General features: G+C 67.3%; 15 protein-coding genes. 7 read left to right on the forward strand and 8 right to left on the reverse strand.

From position 1 onward, the window contains the following. Window positions 1-295 precede the first annotated feature (295 nt). The gene (locus FXF51_RS56220) at window positions 296-1,342 is read left to right on the forward strand and encodes a threonine aldolase family protein (protein WP_262380550.1); all 1,047 of its coding nucleotides are present in this window, start codon (window positions 296-298) and stop codon (window positions 1,340-1,342) included. A gap of 473 nt (window positions 1,343-1,815) precedes the next feature. On the opposite strand, the gene FXF51_RS56225 is transcribed toward FXF51_RS56220, so the two are convergent. The 8 genes from FXF51_RS56225 to rpmH all read right to left on the reverse strand — a co-directional run bounded on the left by FXF51_RS56225 (window position 1,816) and on the right by rpmH (window position 8,306). Beyond that, window positions 1,816-2,781, reverse strand: coding sequence for a ParB/RepB/Spo0J family partition protein (locus FXF51_RS56225; protein WP_148443097.1), 966 nt, complete (start codon window positions 2,779-2,781; stop codon window positions 1,816-1,818). A gap of 528 nt (window positions 2,782-3,309) precedes the next feature. After that, window positions 3,310-4,245, reverse strand: a complete 936-nt coding sequence (locus FXF51_RS56230) for a ParA family protein (protein ID WP_222871935.1) — start codon at window positions 4,243-4,245, stop codon at window positions 3,310-3,312. 137 nt (window positions 4,246-4,382) lie between these two features. After that, the gene (rsmG, locus tag FXF51_RS56235; protein WP_187415127.1) at window positions 4,383-5,057 is read right to left on the reverse strand and encodes a 16S rRNA (guanine(527)-N(7))-methyltransferase RsmG; all 675 of its coding nucleotides are present in this window, start codon (window positions 5,055-5,057) and stop codon (window positions 4,383-4,385) included. A 947-nt stretch (window positions 5,058-6,004) separates the two neighbouring features. Beyond that, window positions 6,005-6,493 (reverse strand): protein jag, encoded by a 489-nt coding sequence (locus FXF51_RS56240; protein WP_148443099.1) that lies wholly within the window; start codon window positions 6,491-6,493, stop codon window positions 6,005-6,007. Between the two features lie 20 nt (window positions 6,494-6,513). Next, window positions 6,514-7,464: a membrane protein insertase YidC gene (yidC, locus tag FXF51_RS56245; protein WP_148443100.1), complete on the reverse strand. Its 951-nt coding sequence runs from the start codon at window positions 7,462-7,464 to the stop codon at window positions 6,514-6,516. Window positions 7,465-7,468: 4 nt separating this feature from the next. Next, window positions 7,469-7,750, reverse strand: coding sequence for a membrane protein insertion efficiency factor YidD (gene yidD, locus FXF51_RS56250; protein ID WP_148443101.1), 282 nt, complete (start codon window positions 7,748-7,750; stop codon window positions 7,469-7,471). After that, window positions 7,747-8,109, reverse strand: a complete 363-nt coding sequence (gene rnpA / locus FXF51_RS56255) for a ribonuclease P protein component (RefSeq protein WP_148443102.1) — start codon at window positions 8,107-8,109, stop codon at window positions 7,747-7,749. The genes yidD and rnpA overlap by 4 nt, the downstream gene beginning before the upstream one ends. Before the next feature lie 59 nt (window positions 8,110-8,168). Beyond that, the gene (gene rpmH / locus FXF51_RS56260) at window positions 8,169-8,306 is read right to left on the reverse strand and encodes a 50S ribosomal protein L34 (RefSeq protein WP_020547366.1); all 138 of its coding nucleotides are present in this window, start codon (window positions 8,304-8,306) and stop codon (window positions 8,169-8,171) included. 442 nt (window positions 8,307-8,748) lie between these two features. Here rpmH and dnaA point away from each other — a divergent pair, with 442 nt between their 5' ends. From dnaA to gyrB, 6 genes are all read left to right on the forward strand, one after another. Next, window positions 8,749-10,332, forward strand: coding sequence for a chromosomal replication initiator protein DnaA (gene dnaA, locus FXF51_RS56265; protein WP_148443103.1), 1,584 nt, complete (start codon window positions 8,749-8,751; stop codon window positions 10,330-10,332). Between the two features lie 542 nt (window positions 10,333-10,874). Beyond that, window positions 10,875-12,014 carry a DNA polymerase III subunit beta gene (gene dnaN, locus FXF51_RS56270; protein ID WP_148443135.1) on the forward strand — a complete coding sequence of 380 codons (1,140 nt, stop codon included), beginning with the start codon at window positions 10,875-10,877 and terminating at the stop codon, window positions 12,012-12,014. A gap of 43 nt (window positions 12,015-12,057) precedes the next feature. Continuing rightward, complete coding sequence (gene gnd, locus FXF51_RS56275; protein WP_148443104.1) at window positions 12,058-13,002, forward strand: phosphogluconate dehydrogenase (NAD(+)-dependent, decarboxylating); 945 nt, start codon at window positions 12,058-12,060, stop codon at window positions 13,000-13,002. Window positions 13,003-13,085: 83 nt separating this feature from the next. After that, entirely contained in the window at window positions 13,086-14,330 is a 1,245-nt protein-coding gene (recF, locus tag FXF51_RS56280) for a DNA replication/repair protein RecF (RefSeq protein ID WP_148443105.1), read from the forward strand. 160 nt (window positions 14,331-14,490) lie between these two features. Beyond that, window positions 14,491-15,045 (forward strand): DUF721 domain-containing protein, encoded by a 555-nt coding sequence (locus tag FXF51_RS56285; RefSeq protein WP_262380552.1) that lies wholly within the window; start codon window positions 14,491-14,493, stop codon window positions 15,043-15,045. Between the two features lie 331 nt (window positions 15,046-15,376). After that, window positions 15,377-17,320 (forward strand): DNA topoisomerase (ATP-hydrolyzing) subunit B, encoded by a 1,944-nt coding sequence (gene gyrB / locus FXF51_RS56290; protein ID WP_148443106.1) that lies wholly within the window; start codon window positions 15,377-15,379, stop codon window positions 17,318-17,320. Window positions 17,321-17,328: the final 8 nt, after the last annotated feature.

Genomic DNA, 17,328 nt, shown 5'->3' on the forward strand with positions numbered 1-17,328 from the left:
TCCGCTCCCGCTCCATCCCTCCTCCAGCCCACCTGTTCCCAACCAACCGCCGCCACTTCCTCCTCACCCACGCGGCGGGCCAGCCACGCGCCTCTCCCTTCATCGCCAACTGCCATGAGACCGTCACCCCCACCTTGAGGCGCCTCACCCTTGAACAACCCACCCTCGAACGACCCGCCCTTGAGGCACCCGCCTTGAGACGCCCGCGTTGAAACGCCCACCCTTGAACGCCTAACTCTGGCGGCACCCCACCCGGAGGCACCGAAGCTCCCACACCGATAAGTAGCCTTACAACGTGCCGATCGATCCGATGTACCCCAAGAGCTTCGCCAGCGACAACCACGCCGGCGTGCACCCCACCATCCTCGAAGCCATCACCGCCGCCAACACCGGCGACGCCCCCGCCTACGGCGACGACACCTGGACATCAACCTTCGAGGAGAAAGTCAAGGAAACATTCGGCCCCAACGCCGAGGGCTTCGCGGTCCTCAACGGAGCAGGCGCCAACATGGTCGGTCTCGCTCTCATGCTGGGCCGCTACAGCGCCATCATCTGTGCCGACAGCGCCCACATAGCCACCCATGAAGCCGGCGCGTCGGAACGCCTGCTCGGCGTAAAGCTCATGACAGTCCCGACCGAGGACGGCAAACTACGCCCCGCTGACATCAAGTCGCGCCTGGACGGCCTCGGCAACCACCACGTGTCCCAGCCCGCCGTCGTCTCCATCACGCAGACCACAGAACTCGGGACCACCTACTCCCCCGCCGAGATCTCCGCCATCGCCGAAGTGACACACGAGGCAGGTCTCCGCCTCCACCTCGACGGCGCCCGACTCGCCAACGCGGCCGCCTTCCTCGACTGCGATCTGAAGGCCGTCACCACGGACGCAGGGGTGGACGTGTTCAGCTTCGGCGGCACCAAGAACGGCGCCCTGGCGGCCGAGGCGGTAGTCGTCCTCAACCCATCACTGGCACACGCCGTACCGTTCCTCCGCCGTCAGTCTCTCCAACTCGCCTCGAAGATGCGCTTCATCTCAGCACAACTTTCGGCTCTCCTCACGAACGACCTCTGGCGCCAGAACGCCTCCCACGCCAACGCAATGGCCACGCGCCTGGCGAACGGTCTCGCGGATGTCCCAGGCGTCTCACTCGCGTACCCAGTCCAATCCAACGCCGTCTTCGCCACTCTCCCACCGGCCATCGGCGAGCCCCTCAGCCGTCGCTACCTCTTCCACTACTGGGACGAGACCGCGGGCACCGTCCGCTGGATGACCGCCTTCGACACGACGCCGGGACACGTAGACGACTTCCTCGACGACATCCACAAGGCCGCCGCGACGTAAGAGCGGGGAGCCGCCATCCACCCCGCGCTTCTCCGGTTTCACGTGAAACACGCCGTCGCGAGGGACCCACCATCCGTGCTGGCGTCTATAACCGCTTCGCCAACTCTCCACCGCACAGTTTCTCGTGAAACACCACGACGGCTCTCATGCGGCAGACACCTACCCGATGCCACCCCGCCAGCCCCACCGCTCTCGCTGCCAAGCAAGTCACAGCCAACATCGCCTAGACGGAGCCGCCGCCGTCCACTCCCATGTTTCACGTGAAACAGTGCCAGGCTTCACCGCGGACCCGGCTCGCTCTTCACATCCGCGTTTCACGTGAAACGCCAATAGCTAAACACCCAGCTAACTAGGCACCGAGAGACGCCGATGCGGCCGTGCTGGCCGAACTGGCCGATGTTGGCCGTGCTGGCCGTGCTGGCCGAGGTTGGCAGAGCCGGACAGAGGAGCTGGCAGGGCCAGCCGCCGATCAGTCAGTCCTCGCCCTCCCGCATCGCACGCACCGCCTCAGGCGCCATCGTGCCGATGATGCGCTCAAGGTCATCGATCGTCGCGAACTCCACAACGATCCGCCCCTTCCTACGCCCCAGATCCACCTTCACCTTGGTCTCGAAGTGATCCGAGAGCCGGTCGGCAAGGTGCGTAAGCCCGGGCGCAGTCGGCTTGGCCGTCTGACGCTCTCGCGGCGCTGACTTGGCCGCCTTGGCGCTCCCCATGGCCACGATCTCCTCCACGGCCCGCACCGAGAGAAGCTCCGCCACAATGCGCTTGGCAAGCGCGATCTGCTCTTCCGCGCTCTCGAGCCCCAGCAGGGCCCGCGCATGACCGGCGCTGATGACCTGAGCGGCCACCTTCCGCTGCACGTCGGGTGGGAGGTTGAGGAGACGCAGCGTATTGGTGATGTGAGAACGAGAACGGCCGACCTTCTTGGCAAGCTGATCGTGCGTCGCCTGGAAGTCATCAAGGAGTTGCTGGTACGCCGCCGCCTCCTCCAACGCGTTCAGCTGCTCGCGCTGCAAGTTCTCTATGAGGGCGTCACGCAGAAGATCGGTGTCCTGAGTGTTCCTGACGATCGCCGGCACCGGATCAAGATCCGCCTGCTGGCACGCCCGCCAGCGACGCTCCCCCATGATCAGCTCGTACTTGCCACCGCCGATCGACCGAACCACGATCGGCTGCAGAAGACCGACCTCTCGGATGGACGCCGCCAACTCCTTGAGCCGCTCCTCCTCGAAGATCTCACGCGGCTGCCGCGGGTTGGGGACGATCGCGGACAGGGCGATCTCTTTGAAGTACGCCCCGGCGATCGGCTTGGGCCCCGTCTCCCCCGTTGACCCGTTGGACGTGGTCGGCGCCGCCGCCCCCGTACCGTCAACGATGGGACCGGTCGGGATGAGCGCCCCGAGCCCCTTGCCCAATCCCCGCCGCTGCTGACTCACTGCGTCTCCTCATCCACCCGGTAGATTCCGGTCTCCAGGAGAGGTTACCGTCGCCCGCCCCGCGGGGTGCCCCCTCGCCACACACCACCCAGTTGGATTTACACCGACACGGTCACAAACCTGCCTAACTCGTGACTGAGCTCCAAGATGCACCTGTCCCGCCCCGCCTACGCGCCAACCACCCGTGCCGAGCACGAGCGTCGGGCGCGACTGTACGTGGGTGTGTGTGAGGCATGCAGGCGTGCGCGTACAGCACAAAGGCTGGACGCCGGCCGGGAGCAGATCACCATCCAAGCCCACGCACGCCACACACAACGCACTCCCCCACGCCGAAGCGCCGCCCCGCGTCAAGGCACCATCTCAGCGGGAGCCACTGCAAGTGTCAGGAACCCTCGCCAGTCCGGGGCATCGCAGCGGGCCGAGACCACGCACCAGTTGCGTGGCCTCTGGCGGGGATTCGGACGTCTCCCGCTCGGGATGAGAACAAACCCGCCCGGTTCTCCTTCAACACACGCGTGGAAGAAGCAATCAGGCGACGACGGCCCGATGAGCGATCTCGCGCGCGGCGTCCATGTAGGCCATCGCGCCGCTGGACCCCGGATCGTACGTCATCACCGACTGTCCATAGCTGGGCGCCTCCGACAACCGGACGCTACGCGGGATCACAGTGTTCAGCACCGTCTCCCCGAAGTGGGCCCGCACCTCCTCCGCCACCTGCGACGCCAGCCGCGTACGCCCGTCGTACATCGTCAGCACGATGGTGGAGAGCCGCAGCGTCGGGTTCAGATGGGCCTTGATGAGGTCGACGTTTCGGAGCAGCTGCCCGAGCCCTTCCAGCGCGTAGTACTCGCACTGGATCGGGATCATGACCTCGTCGGCGGCGACCAGGGCGTTCACCGTCAGGAGGCCGAGGGACGGCGGGCAGTCGATCACGATGTAGTCGAAGTCCACCCCCTCGTAGGCGGCCAGGGCGCGGCGGAGGCGGGCTTCGCGGGCGACCAGGGAGACGAGCTCGATCTCCGCGCCCGCCAGGTCGATGGTGGCCGGGGCGCAGTAGAGGTTGGGCATGTCGGGCACCTGCTTGACGATGTCCGCCATCGGCAGGTCGTCGACCAGCACTTGGTACACGTCCGGCACGTCGCCGCGATGCTCGGTGGCCAAGGCGGTGGAGGCGTTGCCCTGGGGGTCGAGGTCGACCACGAGAACGCGCTGCCCATGCATGGAGAGGGCGGCGGCAATGTTGACCGAAGTGGTCGTCTTGCCCACGCCGCCCTTCTGGTTGGCAACCGCGATCACTCTGGTTTTGGCTGGACGCGGCCAGTTGCCGTTGCCCTCACTCGAGACCTCACCCGACTGGGCGGCCGTCTGGGTGGCGGTTGTTTCACGTGAAACCACTGAGCTGAGGGCCTCTCGTACCAGGGGCGAATCACCGGGGTTCAGGGGGGTCTGGGTCACGTTGGCCATCCTTTCAACCAGTGGTGTGCCGGTGCCGGGAGTTTGCTGTCGCGACACGCCCATTTCAGGCCAGCCAACCCCGTTGGGACTCTGGGACCGACGGCTGTCCGGCCAGCCCAGACCGCTTGACGCGACTGGCACAACCGTCACCTCCTTCGTCGCGGCCTAGCTCGCTCCGGCGCGCGACCCGCTACCACCCGAACCAATGTTGCAGGCGGCTCGACCTTACCGTGCCCGACGGTCACAAGCTCAGCCGTTCGGGCTCCGCTCGCCCGCAATTGGGCCTCCGCCTCGGCGAGTTCGTCGGCGGCCCGCTCCCCCTTCATGGCGATCAGCTCGCCGCCCTCACGGAGCAGCGGCATCGCCCATTTCAGGAGGCGGTCGAGCGGCGCCACCGCGCGGGCGCTGGCGACGTCGAAGACGTGCTTGCCGGCCAGTTCCTCCGCCCGGCCGCGCAACACCTCGACGTTGTCCAGCTTGAGCGCCTCAACGCATTCCTCCAGGAACACGGTACGACGCAGCAGCGGCTCCAACAGGGTAACCGTGATGTCCTGTCGCACGATGGCCAGGACCAGGCCGGGCAATCCTGCCCCCGAGCCGATGTCCACCAGTCGTACGTCCGGAGGCACGGCCTCGGCAACCACCGCGCAGTTGAGCAGGTGACGATCCCAGATGCGCGGTACCTCCCGCGGACCCAGAAGCCCGCGGACGACGCCGGGACCCGCCAGCAGCCCGGCGAAGGCGTTGGCACGCTCCCAAGCTTCCCCGGTGAAGACGTCTCGCGCTATCTCCGGCGGCTCAGGAAGCTCATCGTCGCTCACTGGTCGGTGGCCCTTTCTGGGGCCTGGCGGCCCTTGCTCGCTGTGTCGGTGTGGAAGGAGGTGTGGAGAGTGGGTGGACGGTATCGAGGGGTGAGGTATGGAGAGTGGGTGGAAAGGGTCGGCGTGGGTTCGGTGTTTGTCGTCGTCTCGTGTCGCGCCGGTGCGGGCTGCGGTAGGCGGTCTGCTTCGGTGGTGCGGCGGCCGGCTCCGGAGTCCGGACTCGGTTTTGTGCTCCCCCAAGGCTACGGGGTGAGATCACAAAGGCAGACTAGCGGGCTGGGGTCAAGGAGGCCTGTGAGCGCGCCGTCGGCACGCCCTTGCCGACTTGCGAGCGCTAACAGAGGAGAGAGCGTAAGTGCAGGCGAACGCGAGTGCGGCGAAGGCGAGTGCGGAGGTGCAAGCGAACGTAGGTGTGGGCGAAGGCAGACGCGGGTGAAGGTAGACGCGGGCGAACGTAGACACGGGCGCTGGGGTGCGGGCGAACTCGGGTGCGGACGCTGGGTGCGAGCGGGGTGCGGGCGCAGCCGCTGGGTGCAGGCAAACGCAGGCGCTGGGGTGCAGAGGAACGGAGGTGCAGGGGAACGGGGGCGCTGGGATGCGGGCGGGTTGCAGGCGCTGGAGGGCGGCGAAGTGCTGGGGTGCGAACGCTGGAGCGTGTGAGTGGTGGAGCGTGCGGGCGCTGGAGCGCGTGAGTGCTGGGGTGCGTGAGTGCTGGGGTGTGAACGTAGCGGGGCCTGACGCAAGGGCAGAAGGCAGCGTCCGTCCAGTCCGTACAGAAAGGCGACCGCGAGCCGCCACCCACCCGCACGGAATCCGCCGCCCCCGGAAACCGGAAACGGCCGCCTGCCACGCGCGACAGCGGGCAGACGGCCGATTCGGACGGCGGCGGGACGTACCTCAGGCGAGTGACACCAAGGCCCCTCAGCCGGGCACGACCCCCACATGCCTCAGGCAGGCAGGACCACCACGTACCGCTGCGGCTCCTCCCCCTCGGACTCGCTCCGGAGCCCGGCGGCGGCCACCGCGTCGTGGACGATCTTGCGCTCGAACGGGGTCATCGGCTGCAGCGCCTTCGACTCGCCGCCCTCCTTGACCTGGATCGCGATCTCGGTGCCGAGTTTGGTCAGCTCCGCGCGGCGTCGCTCCCGGTAGCCGGCCACGTCGAGCATCAGCCGCGAGCGCTCGCCGGTCTGCCGGTGCACGGCCAGCCGGGTCAGCTCCTGCAGCGCTTCGAGGACCTCGCCCGCGGGCCCCACCAGCTCCGTGCTCTTCAGCCCGACGACGGAGACGAGGGCGCGGTCGCCCTCGACGTCCATGTCGATGTCGCCGTCGATGTCGGCGATGTCGAGAAGGCCCTCGACGTAGTCGGCAGCGATCTCACCTTCCTGCTCCAGCGCGTTGAGATCAGGAGCCTTCTCCTGCTCGGCCTCGGTCATGGCCGGCCTCTCCTTCGTGTTCAAGACTTCTTGCTGCCGGTGCGCTTGCTGCGTGACTGCCTGCTCGGCTGCTGCCTAATGATCTTAGGCTCCGGAGGGGGCGGAGGGGCCTGTTCTTCCGGAGTCGTCTTCCGCAGTTTGGCGAGGAGCCCAGGCTTGTTCTGGACGGGGATCACGTTGCCCTTGGCGTCGTACTGCGGCATCGGGTGCCTGCTGTAGAACCAGTGCTGCTGACCGAGGGTCCACAGGTTGGTCGTGACCCAGTACATGATCAGACCGAGCGGGAAGTTCAGGCTGAAGAAGGCGAACAGCGGAGAGATGTACATCAGGATCTTCTGCTGCTGCGCCATGGGGTTGTCCGGCATCTGAGCCATGGAGCGGGTGACGCTCTGCCGGACGGTGAGGAAGGTGGTCAGCGAGCTGACCGCGACGAAGATACCCAGGACGATCTTGGTCTGTACGTTGCCGGCGCCGAAGGCCGCGAGATCGTCGGCGTTCATCCAGAAGTTGGCGGGCAGCGGCGCGCCGAAGATGTGCGCCTTACGCGCGCTGTCGACGAGCTCCTGCGTCATGCCGTACTTGGCGTGCCCGTTCGCCATGTTCTGCAGCACCGTGAACATGGAGATGAAGATCGGGAACTGCGCGACGACGGGGAGGCAGCCACCGAGCGGGTTGGCGCCCGCGCCCTGGTAGAGCGCCATGACCTCCTGGTTCATGCGCTGCTTGTCGTTCTTGTAACGCTTGCGCAGCTCTTGAACCTTGGGGGCGAGTTCCTGCATCTTCCGCGACGAGCGCATCTGCTTCAGGAAGAGCGGGAAGATCAGGATCCGCATGAACACGGTAAGCGTGATGATCGTCAACGCCCAGGTCAGCCCGCTGTCCGGGTTGAGGACCGTGCTGAATGCAGTGTGGATCCAGATGATGACTTGGGCTACGGCTTGGTACAGCCAGCTCAGCCAGGACAGCTCCACCGAGCTATCTCCCTTGCGTTTCGTGGGACCGGACCGGGCGTGGGGGCACCGGGTCTATACCTCCGGGATGGAATGGGTGGCACCGCCCGATGCGCCGGACAGTCAGCCATGTGCCGCGCAATGCCCCGTGCACGGCAATCGCTTCGAGTCCATAGGCACTGCACGACGGATAGAACCGGCAGCGTGGACCGAGCAGTGGGCTGATGAACGCCCGATAGAACCGAATGGGGATGATGAGCGCTCGGGCGGCGAGGCCCGGCACCACCCCTTGCGGTTGCTCCGTCATTTCTGTCCACCCGTCGAGGACTCGCGCCGCCTGAGCAAACGATCCAGCGCGAGATCGAGTTCGGCGGCCAGGTGCTCGAATCGCGCGGACGCGGCCGGTGGGTTGGCGCGTACCACAAGCAGGCTACCTCGCGGCAGCCGATCGAGACGGTCCCGCATCAGGTGTCGGAGCCGTCGTTTGACCTTGTTTCGGGTCACGGCGCCCCCGACGGCCTTGCTCACCACGAAACCCACCAGAGGTGGCTCTTCCCCAGAAATGGTGAAATGCACCACAAGGGTCGGGCGACCCGCGCGTTTGCCGCGCCTGACCGCCGCCTCGAACTCCTCCCCGCGTCGCATGCGGGATTGACGGGACAGCACCGTATACGTCTAACGCCCGCCGGCGAGCATCGCCGGCGGGCTGTAGTCGCGCGAGACGATCAGGCCGACAGCTTCTCGCGGCCCTTACGGCGGCGAGAGGCGAGGATGGCGCGACCGGCCCGGGTGCGCATCCGCAGCCGGAAGCCGTGGGTCTTCGCGCGGCGACGGTTGTTCGGCTGGAAAGTACGCTTGCTCACGGGTGGGCTCCAGGCTTGATGGTGCGCCACGGGGGGCGCTGTACACACATGGATGGCCTGCCAGTATACGAGGGCACGCGAAATAGCCGTCGCGTGACAAGCCGACCGTCGTACGTTACGGGGCAAGTACCGTCCAGGTCAAACCAGACCGGTTATCCACCAATCCACAGCCCACTTTTCCACCGGGGGCCCCACGTCCACAAGTTGTGCACTCTGGTGCCACTAGGCTGTGGACAACGCTTGAACACACCTGTGCACAAAGATACTGTCGGCCCTTTCGGCCCGCTCAAGCCCTGTGGATAGCGTGTGGACCGCCTGTGGAGGACGGCCTGAAGCTCCGTCCCCACGTGTGGACAAAGGGGGCCGCCGACCGCCGCAGGCGACCCTGCCATGTGGATAACGATCGCGGGGGGCCGCGAGAGGGAGGAGGGGGAGCCGCACCATGAACGGTGTCGACCTCGGCACGGTATGGGAGAACGCCCTGGGCAACTTCCTCAACGAGAACGTGCCCATCCAGCAGCGCACCTGGCTGTCGATGGTGCGTCCGATCGCCCTGGCCGACGACACGATCGTGCTCGGTGTCCCCAACGACTTCCTCAAGGACCTCATCGAGAGCAACAAACTGCGCCCGCTGGTGACGCACGCGCTCTCACAGGAGCTCGGCCGGACGATGCGGGTGGCCGTGATGATCGACACGGCGGCCCCCGAGAAGCCTGCCGGCGACGTCCATCAACAGCCTGTGACTCAAAGTTATCCCCAGGGTGTGGAGAGTCAGCTTCGTTACGCACAGCCCGTCCAACCGCAGTACAACCAGGTGTCCGAGCCTCCGCAGTTCTATTCTCCACAGCCGGAGCAGCCCCAGATATCCACCGAATATCCACAGCCTGGCTTTGGTTATGAACAGGCCCAGCCGTACACACCGCCTGTGGAGAAGTCGCCCGAGCCGACGCCTAATCGGTGGGAGGCGAAGAGCAACAAGCCCAGCGAACCGGCCAGGCTTAATCAGAAGTACACATTTGAGACATTCGTCATCGGCGCCAGTAACCGGTTCGCGCACGCGGCCGCCGTGGCGGTGGCCGAGTCCCCCGCGAAGGCGTACAACCCGCTCTTCATCTATGGCGACTCGGGGCTGGGGAAGACGCACCTGCTGCACGCGATCGGGCATTACGCCCAGAGCCTGTACGACGGGGCGCGGGTCAGATACGTGAGCTCCGAGGAGTTCACCAACGACTTCATCAACAGCATCCGCGACCACAAGGCCGACGGCTTCCGCGGCCGCTACCGGGCGATCGACATCCTGCTCGTGGACGACATCCAGTTCCTGGAGGGCAAGGAGCAGACGCAGGAGGAGTTCTTCCACACCTTCAACACCCTGCACAACGCCAACAAGCAGATCGTCATCTCCAGTGACCGGGCGCCCAAGCAGCTCATCACGCTGGAGGACCGGCTGCGCAACCGGTTCGAGTGGGGCCTGATCACCGACGTCCAGCCGCCCGAGCTGGAGACCCGGATCGCCATCCTCAGGAAGAAGGCCATCCAGGAGGGCCTGGCCGCGCCGCCCGAGGTGCTCGAGTACATCGCCAGCCGCATCTCCACCAACATCCGTGAGCTCGAGGGCGCGCTGATCAGGGTCACCGCGTTCGCCAGCCTCAACCGGCAGGGCGTCGACCTGCAGCTCGCCGAGGTGGTGCTGAAGGACCTGATCACCTCGGAGTCCGACACCGAGATCACCATCGCGGCCATCATGAGCGAGACCGCACAGTACTTCGGGATCAGCATCGACGACCTGTGCGGCACCTCACGCAGCCGCGCGCTCGTCAACGCCCGGCAGATCGCCATGTACCTGGCGCGCGAGCTGACCGAGCTGTCGCTGCCGAAGATCGGCCAGCAGTTCGGCGGACGCGACCACACCACGGTCATGCACGCGGAGCGGAAGATCCGGTCGCTCATCGCCGAGCGCAGGTCGATGTACAACCAGGTCAACGAGCTAACAATGCGGATCAAGCAGACACAGCGTGGATCTTGAGTTTATGCACAGCCTGTGGAAAACACTGTGGACCAGCGGAAACACAGAAATTCACCCGCCGTTCGCCCGACAATGCTGGGAAAAATCCGTCCACAAGGGCTGGGGACAAAGGTGGGGACATCCTGTGGGGAACTTGGGGACTACCAGTGGACAACGTGTGGACAGACTGTGAACAACGGATCTGGGACTCCAGAAGGGCCCCTTCTACCCCGTGGATAACCTGTGGAAACCCCGTGGATAACTCCCGTCTCACGGTGGATGACGGGACCATGATCTGGGGACGGCCTGTGGGCGAAGTTTCGTCATCCCCAGGCGGCGAAGTTCTCCCCAGGCTTCACCCACAGGACGAGTGGATAAAAATATGGCGGCTGACCAGCCAAGACGCTGGTTGTCCACAGTTTCCACAGCCCCTAGTGTGATGACTTCCCTTCTCTAACTAAGAAACACAAAGACCCATAGTTGGGCTTCTCCCGGAGCGCGAGGCCGGGAGGGTGGATCCTTGAGATCCTTGAATCAACGACGAACCCAGGAGGCTGATGACCGTGATGTTCCGAATCGAGCGAGACGTCCTCGCTGAGGCGGTGGCATGGACGGCACGCAGCCTCCCGGCCCGCCCGTCGGTGCCCGTGCTCGCCGGCATGCGCCTGGAGGTCACGGAGCAGCAGCAGCTCAAGCTCTCCGGCTTCGACTACGAGGTCTCCGCCGAGGTGACGCTCGAACTGCACACCGGTGAGCCCGGCGTCGTCCTGGTCTCCGGCAAGCTGCTCGCCGAGATCACCCGCGCTCTTCCCGCACAGCCTGTGGACTTCGTGGTGGAAGGCGCCAAGGCGGTCGTCACGTGCGGCAGCGCGCGATTCACCCTGCTGACCATGCCTGTGGAGGACTACCCGACCCTGCCGGCCATGCCTCCGGCCGCCGGGCGGGTCGGCAGCGACGTGTTCGCCTCCGCCGTCAGCCAGGTCGCCGTCGCCGCCGGTCGCGACGACACGCTGCCGATGCTCACGGGCGTGCGGATGGAGATCGAGGGCGACACGGTCACCCTCGCCGCGACCGACCGCTACCGGCTGGCCGTGCGCGAGCTGAAGTGGCAGCCGGGCCAGCCCGACTTCGCCGCCATCGCGATGATCCCCGGCAAGACGCTCGCCGACACGGCCAAGGCGCTCGGCGCGACGGGCGCCGAGGTGGAGATCGCGCTCAGCTCCGCCGGCGGCACCGGCGAGGGCATGATCGGCTTCTCCAGCGCCGGGCGCCGGACGACGACGCGGCTGCTCGACCCCGAGTTCCCCAAGTACCGCTCGCTGCTGCCCACTGAGTTCTCCGCGCGCGCCGACCTGTCCACAGGCCCGTTCGTCGAGGCGGTCAAGCGCGTGGCCCTGGTCGCCGAGCGCAACACGCCGGTGCGGCTGGCGTTCAAGAGCGGCGAGGTCGTCCTGGAGGCCGGCAGCGGCGACGAGGCGCAGGCCGTCGAGGCGCTGCCCGTCGACTACGAGGGCGAGGAGATGAACATCGCCTTCAACCACCAGTTCCTGCTGGAAGGACTGGGCGCCATCGACTCCGATGTGGCGCGGCTGCAGATGACCACGTCCACGAAGCCCGCTATCCTCACCGGTGGCAAGCCTGTGGAGGACGGAGCCGTAACGGACTACCGATACCTGATCATGCCCATCCGACTGTCAGGCTGAACCTGTCATCGGAGATGATGGAAGTCTGACAAGGGGGTACATCATGCAGATCGGCATGGTCGGACTGGGCAAGATGGGCGGCAACATGGCCGAACGGCTGCGCCGCGGTGGTCATGAGGTCGTCGGTTACGACCGCGACCCGGCCATCAGCGACGTCGCCAGCCTGAAGGAACTGGCCGAACGCCTTCAGGCGCCGCGCGCCGTGTGGGTCATGGTGCCCGCCGGCAAACCCACGCAGACCACCGTCGACGACCTGGGCGAGCTGCTCGACGAGGGCGACATCGTCATCGACGGCGGCAACTCCCACTACGTCGACGACCAGAAGCACGCCGCCGAGCTGGCGGAGAAGGGCATCGGCTTCGTCGACTGCGGCGTCAGCGGCGGCGTGTGGGGCCTGCAGAACGGCTACGCGCTCATGTGCGGCGGCGACCAGGCCCACGTCGAGCGGCTCATGCCCATCTTCGAGACGCTCAAGCCCGAGGGCGAGGACGGCTTCGTGCACGCGGGCGACGTCGGCGCCGGGCACTTCGCGAAGATGGTCCACAACGGCATCGAGTACGGCATGATGCAGGCCTTCGCCGAGGGCTGGGAGCTCCTCGAGGCCTCCGACGTCGTCAAGGACGTCAAGGGCTCCTTCAGCAGCTGGCGCACCGGCACCGTGATCCGCTCCTGGCTGCTCGACCTGCTGGTGCGGGCGCTCGACGACGACGAGCACCTCGACCAGCTCCGCGGTTACGCACAGGACTCCGGCGAGGGCCGGTGGACGGTGCAGGCGGCTGTGGACCACGCGGTCCCGCTGCCGGTCATCACCGCCGCGCTGTACGCCAGGTTCGCCTCCCGCCAGGACGACTCCCCCGCGATGAAGGTCGTGGCGGCGCTGCGCAACCAGTTCGGCGGCCACGCCACCACCTCGGCGGAGGGCAGCACCGGCAAGGGCGCCGACTCCCCCGGAGCCGACGTGACCCCGCCGCGCGAGGCCGACCGCTGAGCCTGCCTCCGGGTCATTCAGGGTTTTCCACAGAACGCATGCCGGTGACCCCGGTGACCCGTGAGGCGCACTAACCTCGTGGGGTGCATGTCGCCCACCTCTCGCTGACCGACTTCCGGTCCTACGCGTCCGTGGAGCTCGGCCTTGAGCCGGGCGTCACGGCGTTCGTGGGGCCCAACGGCCAGGGCAAGACCAACCTGGTCGAGGCCCTCGGCTACGTCGCGACGCACTCCAGCCACCGGGTGGCCAGCGACGCGCCGCTGGTGCGGCAGGGCGCCACCCGGGCGATCGTCCGCTGCGCCATCCACAGGGACGACCGGCGGGCGCTGATCGAGCTGGAGATCAACCCGGGGCGGGCCAACCGCGCCAGGCTCAACCGCTCGCCCGTCTCCCGCGCCCGCGACGCCGTCGGCCTGCTGCGCACGGTGCTGTTCGCCCCCGAAGACCTCGCGCTGTCCAAGGGCGACCCGTCCGAGCGCCGCCGCTTCCTCGACGACCTGCTGGTGGCGCGGACTCCCCGGTTCGCCGGGGTGCGCGCCGACTACGACCGGGTGCTGAAGCAGCGCGGAGCCCTGCTCCGTACGGCCGCGCAGGCCCGCAGGGGCAGCAGGAGCTCGCGGCGGCAGGAGAGCGACAGCGGGTTCGCCGCGGCCGGCGCGGGCGACGTGCTGAGCACCCTGGAGGTGTGGGACGCCCACCTCGCCCGGCACGGCGCGGAGCTGTTGCGGGGCCGGCTGGAGCTCATCGAGGAGCTGCGCCCCCTGGTGGCCGGATCGTACGCCGCGCTCGCCCCGTCGAGCGCTCCCGCGACGCTCGCCTACCGCAGCACGTTGTCCACAGGCGGGGATCCCGGCGAGGGGGTCGTGGAGGGTGAAGTCCCCGGTGAGCGGGGATCTTTCGATACACAGACGTTATCCACAGACTTGGGGAAAACCCTTGAAGAACGTCTGCGGGAGCGGCTAATAGAGGTCCGCTCCTCGGAGCTCGAACGAGGCGTCACGCTCGTCGGGCCGCACCGCGACGATCTGGTTCTCGGGCTGGGCGATCTGCCTGCCCGTGGTTACGCCAGCCACGGCGAGTCGTGGTCGTTCGCGCTGGCGCTGCGGTTGGCGGCCTACGACCTGCTGCGGGCCGACGGGGGCGATCCGGTGCTGATCCTCGACGACGTGTTCGCCGAGCTCGACAGCCAGCGCCGGCGGCGGCTGGCGGAGATGGTGGCGCCCGCCGAGCAGGTGCTGATCACGGCGGCCGTGCCTGATGACGTGCCGCAGGAGCTGGCGGGAGGCAGGTTCGACGTCGCGGAGGGGAGTGTGACGCGTGTCCGCTGACGACGGCCTTCCGCTGGGGAGCGGAAGTTATCCACAAGCTGGGGGTCCCGGTGGACGGCCACGGGCCGGGTCGGCCGGTGGACGCGCGGCGGCGGCGGACGGTCGTCCACAGGCGGGGGCGACCGGTGCACAGGTGCCGTCGGCCGGTGCGCGGACAAGCGTGACCGGTGCGCGAACGCCGTCGGCCGGGCAGGGCGGCCCTGCTGCCGCGGCGGCGGGAGGCGAGAGCGCGACGGCCCGCGGCGTGGCCATGGCGCGGGAGAAGCTCGCCCAGGCCAAGGCCGACGCCGCCAAACGCGGCAACCTCCCCCGCCGCGAGCCCCGGCGGAAGGCACGCGGCGGCGCCCGCAGGGAGAACGGCGATCCACAGCTTTTCGGACGCGCGATCGCCGATCTCCTGGCCGATCGCGGCTGGGAGCGCCCGGCGAAGGTGGGCGCGGTGTTCGGCCGCTGGGTCGAGATCGTGGGCCCTGACCTGGCCGCCCACACCAAGCCCGAGTCCTTCGACGACGGCGAGGTGCTGATCGCGGCCGATTCGACGGCGTGGGCGACGCAGGTCCGGCTGCTCGCCCGCACCCTCGTACGCAGGCTGAACGAGGAGCTCGGCGACGGCACGGTGACAAAGGTCAAGGTCAGAGGCCCGCAGACGGCGCCGCGTCCATCAGGGGGTTTGCGGGTGACCGGAAGGCGAGGCCCCCGCGACACCCACGGCTAGCGGCGGCGTTCGCAGGGGCTGCGGTTGGGCGCTCGGGGCGATCAGACAGCCGCAGACGCGATAAGCCCCCTTTCCGGAGGGGGGATGCTTGGCAGGGGGCCAAACGAGCTAGAGGGCATCACAGGCGCGTTCATTGCCACCTTGGCCCTCCGGAAGCGGTAGAATGAAAAAGGATTCCGGACACGTCCGCTTGCGTGTCACCCCGGCAGCAAGCCGACTCCCCTGGGTGACCGCGCATCGGGGCACTCACGACGGTGACGGGCACGGCAGGGGCAGCTTCGCTAGATAGTCGCCTCCCCCGCCGCGTGTCCGCGGCAGGAGGATTTCGCAGTTGTCCTACGACGCTAGCTCAATCACCGTACTCGAAGGGCTTGAGGCGGTTCGCAAGCGCCCGGGTATGTATATCGGTTCGACAGGTGAGCGTGGCCTGCACCATCTCGTGCAGGAGATCGTCGACAACGCGGTGGACGAGGCGCTGGCCGGTTACGCCGACCGGATCGACGTCACGCTGCTCGCCGACAACGGCGTCCGCGTCGTCGACAACGGGCGCGGCATCCCCACCGGCATCCACCCGGTGGAGAAGCGCTCGGCCGTCGAGGTCGTGCTGACCACGCTGCACGCGGGTGGCAAGTTCGACAGCCAGTCCTACGCGGTCTCCGGCGGTCTGCACGGCGTCGGCTCGGCCGTCGTCAACGCGCTGTCCACCGCCATGGAGGTGGAGGTCAAGCAGAACGGCCACTACTGGCGCCAGCGCTACGAGATGTCCAAGCCCACGGCCCCCCTGGCCAAGGGCGAGGAGACCGACGAGACCGGCACCACGGTCACGTTCTGGGCCGACCCCGACGTCTTCGAGACCACCACGTGGAACTACGAGACGCTCTCGCGGCGCTTCCAGGAGATGGCCTTCCTCAACAAGGGCCTGACGATCACGCTGACCGACGAGCGTCCCGACCACATCAACGGCGAGGCGCACTCCGTCGTCTACCACTACGAGGGCGGCCTGTCCGACTTCGTGCAGCACCTCAACGCCAAGAAGGAGCCGGCGCACGCGTCGATCATCTCCTTCGAGGAGGAGAGCGACGGGCTCGCGGTCGACATCGCGATGCAGTGGAACAACTCCTACTCGGAGTCCGTCTACAGCTTCGCCAACGTCATCAACACGGCGGAGGGCGGCACCCACGAGGAGGGCTTCCGCGCGGCGCTGACGTCCATCGTCAACCGCTACGCGCGCGAGCAGAAGTTCCTCAAGGAGGGCAAGGACGACAACCTCAGCGGCGAGGACGTCCGCGAGGGGCTGACCGCGATCATTTCGGTCAAGCTGTCGGACCCGCAGTTCGAGGGCCAGACCAAGACCAAGCTCGGCAACACCGAGGCGAAGTCGTTCGTGCAGAAGGCCTGCAACGACCACCTGCGCGACTGGTTCGAGCGCAACCCCGGCGAGGCCAAGGACATCATCAACAAGTCGCTGCAGGCCTCGCGCGCCCGCATCGCCGCGCGTCAGGCGCGCGACCTGACCAGGCGCAAGTCGCTGCTGGAGGCGGGCAGCGGGCTGCCGGGCAAGCTGGCCGACTGCCAGTGGAACGACCCGGAGAAGTGCGAGCTGTTCATCGTCGAGGGCGACTCGGCCGGCGGCTCGGCCAAGGGCGGCCGCGACTCGCGTTTCCAGGCCATCCTGCCCATCCGCGGCAAGATCCTGAACGTGGAGAAGGCGCGGATCGACAAGGTCCTGAAGAACAACGAGGTCCAGGCGCTGATCACGGCTCTGGGCACCGGCGTGCACGACGAGTTCGACATCGCCAAGCTGCGCTACCACAAGGTCATCCTGATGGCCGACGCCGACGTCGACGGCCAGCACATCAACACGCTGCTGCTGACGCTGCTGTTCAGGTTCATGCGGCCGCTGATCGAAGCCGGTCACGTCTACCTGTCCTGCCCGCCGCTCTACAAGATCAAGTGGGACCGCAAGGGCGAGGACGCCTCCTACGCCTACTCCGACAGCGAGCGGGACGCGGTGATCGCCGCGGGCATCGCCAACGGCAAGCCCGACCCGCGTCCGCGCGACAACGTACAGCGCTTCAAGGGTCTGGGCGAGATGAACGCCGGCCAGCTCTGGGAGACCACGATGAACCCGGCGACCCGGCTGCTGCGCCTGGTCACGCTCGACGACGCGGCGCAGGCCGACGACCTGTTCAGCGTGCTGATGGGGGAAGACGTGGAGGCGCGGCGCGACTTCATCATCCGTAACGCGCGCGACGTTCGCTTCCTCGACGTTTAAGAAGGACC

The sequence above is a fragment of the Nonomuraea sp. PA05 genome (assembly GCF_008086045.1).
Taxonomy (GTDB): domain Bacteria; phylum Actinomycetota; class Actinomycetes; order Streptosporangiales; family Streptosporangiaceae; genus Nonomuraea; species Nonomuraea monospora.